This window comes from Armatimonas sp., assembly GCF_043760365.1.
Taxonomy (GTDB): domain Bacteria; phylum Armatimonadota; class Armatimonadia; order Armatimonadales; family Armatimonadaceae; genus Armatimonas.
On the sequence record NZ_JAYUPA010000117.1, the window covers coordinates 1 to 6,387 of the forward strand.

A 6,387-nucleotide genomic window follows, 5' to 3' on the forward strand; every position below is an offset into this window, starting at 1 on the left:
TCTTGAGCGCTTCTTGCGGGGATTTTCTGCCGTAGCGCACCGCGTCGCAGGCTGCCGTTAGCTCACTTTGGTAGAGTGCTGCAACCGGAAGCACGGGGAAGTGGGTGGCGCGGGGGCTGTCGGCTAGATCTAAAAAGCGGGCAAAGAGCGCTCGCCAGGGAGCGCCGGTTCGTAGCGTGGGCTCTTTCAAGATCGCACGCTGGTTGGGAACGCCGTGCATCGTGCTGGCGAACGTGAGCTGCCCGGTTCTGGTCTGGCTCCACTTGAGAAAGGCAAAGGCAGCGTCGGTGTGCTTGCCCTCGCGTGGCAGACAGAAGAGATTGCCACCGAGCCAGGCCGTGCCTGAGAGCTCGGGAGAGTCGGCGGGATAGGGAAGCGCCGCGACTCCGATCTCCTCGCCGGGGGTGTACTTAAAGACCCAGTTCGCGTTCCACTGTCCGGAGAACTCCATCGCGGCAAGTCCCTTAAAGAACGGATTGCTGGAGCCCATGTCCTCGGCAAAGCCCGCCGAGAATGCCTCCACGGCCTCGTTGCCACCCTGCGCGTCCATGAGACGCTTGTACCAGCGCACGCCCTCGATATTGCGTGGATCATCGGCGGTGAGGCGCTCGGTTTCTTCGTCCCAGAACCGAGCTCCGGCGGCTCCTAGTAGCTGAACGGCTTCGGGGGGACGCAGGCCGATCTGGGTGATTCGCCCGGTGCTATCGCGCTTCGTGAGGCGTTTGCAAAGCTCCTCCAGCGCTTCGAGTGTGCACGGTGGCTCTTTCACGAGCTTTTTGTTGTAGAGCAGCACCATGCAGTCCAGTAAGTAGGGAATCGCGTAGAGCTTGCCTCGGAAGCGGCACTGACTCAGTGCGCCCGGCGTAAAGTCTGCGTCTTTGAGTCCGGCGGCGGCAAAGAGCCCATCCAGTGGGCGAAGGGCGTTGTTGGCGGCGAGTGCCCCCAGTGCTGCGGGCTCACGGAGTGTGAAGAGATCGGGGGGAGCGCCCGCCACTAGGGCACGGATGGTTTTGTCGTCCCTCACGGATGGCAGGTTTGTGATTGTCGGGTCGTAGGCACGCAGGACGTTACGGAAAACCTCTTCCTCATCGCCGCCCCACATGCTCCAGACACGCAGGCGATTGCTGGAAGGGGAGCTTTTGCAGCCTGCAGCGAGGGCGAGGGCGAGAAGAGCGGCGGTGCGCATGGCCACATACTAGCGTAATACGAGCGTAAGTGCACAGATCAGACAAGGCTTTTATTGCGCAGTGCATTGACGGTGGTTCCGGTAGCGTTTACAATGCTTCTATGATCTCTCTTTCGCACGGCAAGCTGGCAGTGTTTGCCCTTGCCAGCTTGATGAGTTTTGCCGCGCTCGCCGCGCCACAAAAGACCGACCGGGTCCGTTTTAACCGCGATATCCGTCCCCTTCTCTCGGACAATTGCCTCGCGTGCCACGGGCCAGATAAGAACAAGCGCGTTGCGAATTTGCGGCTGGATCAGCCCAATAAAAGCGTCGTTCCGGGGGATATTCTCGGCAGCGAGCTGGTGCGGCGCATCAATCAGCCTGAGGGCGATCGGTTGCAGATGCCACCGAGCTACTCGCACAAGGCGCTCACAGCGGCGCAGAAGCGGCTCTTGATGCGCTGGATTGGCGAGGGCGCGACGTACGAGGGCCACTGGGCGTGGCAGGCGCTCTTACCCTCTAGTCCACGTCCGGTAGGGGGAATAGATGCCTTTATTAGGGCGCGCTTGGCCAAAGAGAAGCTGATGTCTGCACCGCAAGCCGATAAAGCGACGTTGATTCGGCGTGTGAGCTTAGATCTAACGGGGTTGCCGCCAACACGAGAGCAGGTAGCGGCGTTTGTAGCGGATACGCGGCCTGGTGTCTATGAAAAGCTCGTGGATGAGCTCTTGGCCTCAGCGGCGTATGGGGAGCGCATGGCGGTACCGTGGCTAGACATGGTGCGCTACGCCGACACCGTGGGCTACCATGGCGACCAGAACATGAATGCCTGGGCCTACCGCGACTGGGTAATTGAGGCGTTTAACGCCAATATGCCCTTTGATAGATTCACGCGCGAGCAGCTCGCCGGGGATCTGCTGCCAAACCCAACGCCAAGTCAGCTCACGGCGACGTGTTTCAATCGTTTGAACATGGTCACGCGTGAGGGCGGCGCACAGCCCAAAGAGTATCTGCATAAGTACGCCACGGATCGCGTACGCACCGTCGGGATGGCGTGGATGGGCATGACGACGGGCTGTGCGGAGTGCCACGACCATAAGTACGACCCGTTCACGCAGCGGGATTTTTACGCGCTCGCTGCCTACTTTGCCGATGTCAAACAGTGGGGGGTCTATGCCGACTACGGCTACACCCCGAACCCGGATCTGCGCGGCGTCAACAACGACTACCCGTTCTTCCCCGAGATCATAGTGGAGAGCAAGTATCTCAAGGCGCAGATCGTCCAGAAGCAGCGCGCGATCGAGACTATTGCCGCGCCACTTCTGGTGAGCCAGAGCTGGCTGGGGGAGCTCAATGCCTATGTCCAGGCCAACCCCGACGGCTGGGAGAGCGATGAGCGCGTGGTGCTGACGGGTACCAAGGCCGCAGATGCCGTGCGAGAGTTTTCCCCTAAGGCACGGCAGCTCGCCAGTGTTCGATTAGAGATTTTACCTATCGAGAATAGCCTTTTTCGGAAAGGCGTGCGCTCCGAGACCGTGAACTTGAGTCTGGCGATTCTGGGCAAAGATGGCAAGACTCGCGCTGTTGCTATTCGCCACGCTGCTGCGAGCGCCTTCGAGCCGATCTACCGAAACTCTTTTGCATTGCTGGGAGTGCACCGGGGCTGGAAGCTAGCTGATACGCAGGCCAGTGCGCCACAAATGGCTGTCTATCGCCTTGATAAACCCATTACGCTCGCAGACGGTGAGAGCCTGCGCGCCACGCTACCAAACTGTGATCTCGCCAGTTTTCGCCTCAGCACGTCGCCCCTCGTGCCGCGCGACCCCGACGGCCTGACGCTTCCTGATAAAGCGCTGACGCCTCGGGATTACTTGTTAGCCACAGCCTCCGATGTAGATGCTTTTGCCAAAGCTAGGGCGCTAGAGGCCGAAATTATCAACTACCGCAGTGGTCGCACCCCTGTGATGGTGACCGAGCGTGCAAAAACACCTCTGACCATGCGCGTCGTGCCACGTGGTAACTGGCAGGACGAGACCGCGCCTGTGGCTGTGGCAGCGACACCAAGCTTCCTCCCCCGCCGGACGGGGGCTGGGGGGGGGGGAAGTAGGCTAGAGCTTGCCAACTGGCTGATGGACAAAAACAATCCGCTCACGGCGCGAGTCTTTGTGAACCGGCTCTGGAAGCACTTTTTTGGCGTCGGGCTCTCGGCGAGTGTCGAGGATGTGGGCGGGCAAGGTGAGCCGCCCAGCCACCCGGAGCTTCTGGACTGGCTGGCGCGGGACTTTCAAAAAGACTGGAACATCAAGCGTGCCGTCAAGCAGGTCGTGCTAAGCCATACCTACCAGCAGTCGTCAAAGAGTAGTGCGTTGCAGCGTGTGCGCGATCCACAGAACCGCCTACTGGCATCACAGAACCCACGGCGACTGGAAGCGGAGTTTGTGCGTGACAATGCGCTGGCGATTGCGGGACTCCTCAATAAATCGTTTGGAGGGCCACCCGCGAAGCCGTATCAGCCCGCGGGATACTATGCCCCGCTCCAGTTCCCCGACCGTGACTACACCGCCGACACCAACGGCTCCCAGTGGCGGCGCGGGGTCTACATGCACTGGCAGCGGACATTTCTGCATCCGATGCTCGCTAGCTTTGACGCTCCCAACCGCGACGAGCCATCTTGTACGCGCACGCAGGCCAACACGCCGCAGCAGGCGCTCACACTACTGAATGACCCTGAGTTTGTGGAGGCAGCCCGTGTTCTAGCGACAAGTCTAAACGGCAAAACCGACGATGCTAAGCTCACGGAGATCTACCAGCGAGCGCTGGCTCGTAGCCCCAAGCCGCAGGAGCAAAAGTCGCTCCTCACCTTTCTTGCCAAAGTCCGCACCGAGTACGCCGCACGCCCCGACGATGCTAAAAAACTCCTCGCCATTGGCAATAGCCCCGCTCCAACAGGTGAACCCATAGAACTCGCAAGCTGGGCTACGCTTTGCCGTGTGGTATTAAATCTCCACGAGACGATCACGAGGTACTAAGTTAAGCAAAATGGCAACACTAAAGAAAAGAGAATTTTCTGGGTTTTCTCTGGCGGAAGCACTTGCCCTAACAGAAGTTGAGCGTTTCCAGCCTTGGGCAATCCCCGCTCAGGATCGCTTAGCCAGCTCGTTTTTTCATGAGCGTCAAAATCGCTTAAAGATATTTGATACTTTTCTCTCTGAATCTGCAAAGCAGCTTCTCATTGAGCTGATTTTTGAAGAGGTCGGACTTCCCTATCAAAATCTGAAAATCTTTAAAGGGGTTGCACTCAATGGAAGAGAAATAGGTGGATTTGTAGACTACTTGATTGCTCCGAATCGGGTTCTTCCGGGGACGCCACTTCTGTGTGTCGTAGAGGCAAAAAAGGATAATTTTGAAAAAGGGATGGCGCAGTGTCTGGTGGAAATGCATGTTTGCGCGGAGAAAAATCAGGATGCCGGGCAGGAACTGGACACCTATGGGATTGTGAGCAATGGCAGTGGCTGGCAGTTCTACAAGCGCGATACGCAAAATATTTACTGGCAGAGTGAGGGATATGGGGTGCAGCCACTGGAGCCTGTCCTTGGAGCGGTGGATTATGTCCTCGCACGGTGTCTGGAGAACGCGGAAAAAGCGGCGAAGATAGGTGGGTGAGCGAGATGTTCGATAGTCACGAAGAGTTTATCCGAAGCGTCAACCGGCGCACGTTTTTGAAGCAGTCGGCCTACGGTGTGGGTGGGCTGGCGCTGGGAGCGTTGCTTGGGCACGAGGCGCGAGCCGAAGGATCGGGAGGTTTGCCTCACTTCAAGCCGCGCATCAAGCGTGTCATTCATTTGTGCATGGCGGGTGGGCCGAGCCACTTAGAGACGTTTGACTGGAAGCCAAAGCTGCGTGAGCTGCACGGCCAGCCGTTCCCGGAGTCTTTTACGAAAGGCCAGCAGCTTGCTCAGCTCCAGAACACGGTCTTAAAAGCCTTCGGGCCACAGCATGATTTTACGCGCTACGGCAAGAGCGGTTTGGAGCTGAGTAGCGCCTTGCCGATGATTGGGAGCCTCGCCGATGAGATCTGTGTCGTGAAGTCTATGGTGACCGAGCAGATCAACCACGACACGGCGCATGCGTTTATGAACTCGGGATCCATTCTCAAGAGTCGTCCATCTATGGGCTCCTGGGTACTCTACGGCCTCGGGGCCACCACGCAGAACCTTCCCGGCTTTATTGTGCTGACGTCGCAGGGGCGGGGCGGGGCGCAGCCCGTCTCGGCGCGGCAGTGGTCGTCGGGGTTTCTGCCCAGCAAGTTCCAGGGCGTGCAGCTCCAGACACGCGGCGATGCCGTGCATTTTGTCGGGAACCCGGAAGGCGTCTGCCAGAGCACACAGCGCTTAGTCGTTGAGGAAATTGCGCGGCTCAACGGAATGCTCGCCGCTGAGAAAACCGACCCGGAGATCGCCACACGCATCGCGCAGTACGAGCTGGCTTTTAAGATGCAAGCGTCGGTGCCAGAGCTGACCGAGATGGGCAACGAGACTCAGGCGACGCTCGACCTCTACGGTGTGAAGAAGCCGGGCGATGGCACGTTTGCGAGCAACTGTCTGCTCGCCCGCAGATTAGCCGAGCGCGGGGTGCGCTTTATCCAGCTCTACCACCGAGGCTGGGATCACCACGGCGGTGTGAAAGCCGCGATCACGCAGGCCGCCGCCGAGTGTGATAGAGCGTCCTGGGCGCTGATCACGGACCTCAAGCAGCGCGGGCTGCTCGACGACACGTTAATCATTTGGGGCGGCGAGTTTGGCCGTACCCCGATGGGCCAGGGCGATGGCCGCGATCACCATATCAACGCCTTCTCACTCTTTCTGGCGGGCGGCGGGATCAAAGGCGGCACCACCTACGGCAACACCGACGAGCTGGGCTACAAGTCCGTCGAAAACGTCGTCAGCGTCCATGATCTGCACGCCACGATGCTCCACCTCTTCGGCGTAGACCACGAGCGCTTCAGTGTCAAGTTCCAGGGCTTAGACGCTAAGCTCAGCGGCGTCGAACCGGCGCGTGTCGTGAAAGACATTCTGGCGTAGCTATTCGTCTATCCGAGGCTTTTTCACGAATCCCCTTCGGTGGCCTGAAAGGCCATCTCTGGGCCGCGCTTCGCGCGAAGCGGGCCGAGCCCGCAGAGAAGGAGACGTTTGACGCGGCCTCGGGCCGCTTGGCGAAGCCGC

General features: G+C 59.3%; 4 protein-coding genes. 3 read left to right on the forward strand and 1 reads right to left on the reverse strand.

Annotation, left to right across the window (positions count from 1 at the left end):
* The coding region (locus ACH2EH_RS03120; RefSeq protein ID WP_395138872.1) for an extracellular solute-binding protein at positions 1-1,186 on the reverse strand (1,186 nt) is incomplete at its 3' end.
* A 101-nt stretch (positions 1,187-1,287) separates the two neighbouring features.
* Between ACH2EH_RS03120 and ACH2EH_RS03125 the strand changes: the two genes are divergently transcribed.
* Genes ACH2EH_RS03125 through ACH2EH_RS03135 form a run of 3 tightly spaced genes read left to right on the forward strand, consistent with a single transcriptional unit; the run spans position 1,288 to position 6,246 of the window.
* Positions 1,288-4,194 (forward strand): PSD1 and planctomycete cytochrome C domain-containing protein, encoded by a 2,907-nt coding sequence (locus ACH2EH_RS03125; protein WP_395138874.1) that lies wholly within the window; start codon positions 1,288-1,290, stop codon positions 4,192-4,194.
* A gap of 10 nt (positions 4,195-4,204) precedes the next feature.
* A complete protein-coding gene (locus ACH2EH_RS03130) occupies positions 4,205-4,828 on the forward strand; it encodes a hypothetical protein (RefSeq protein ID WP_395138876.1) in 624 nt (207 codons plus the stop codon).
* A 5-nt stretch (positions 4,829-4,833) separates the two neighbouring features.
* Positions 4,834-6,246 (forward strand): DUF1501 domain-containing protein, encoded by a 1,413-nt coding sequence (locus ACH2EH_RS03135; protein ID WP_395138878.1) that lies wholly within the window; start codon positions 4,834-4,836, stop codon positions 6,244-6,246.
* The last annotated feature ends 141 nt before the right edge of the window (positions 6,247-6,387 follow it).

What these genes read in the sequence shown, in the direction of transcription:
- ACH2EH_RS03135 (WP_395138878.1), top strand. Translation starts at nt 4,834, where the DNA reads ATGTTCGATAGTCACGAAGAGTTTATCCGAAGCGTCAACCGGCGCACG.
- ACH2EH_RS03125 (WP_395138874.1), top strand. Translation starts at nt 1,288, where the DNA reads ATGATCTCTCTTTCGCACGGCAAGCTGGCAGTGTTTGCCCTTGCCAGC.
- ACH2EH_RS03130 (WP_395138876.1), top strand. Translation starts at nt 4,205, where the DNA reads ATGGCAACACTAAAGAAAAGAGAATTTTCTGGGTTTTCTCTGGCGGAA.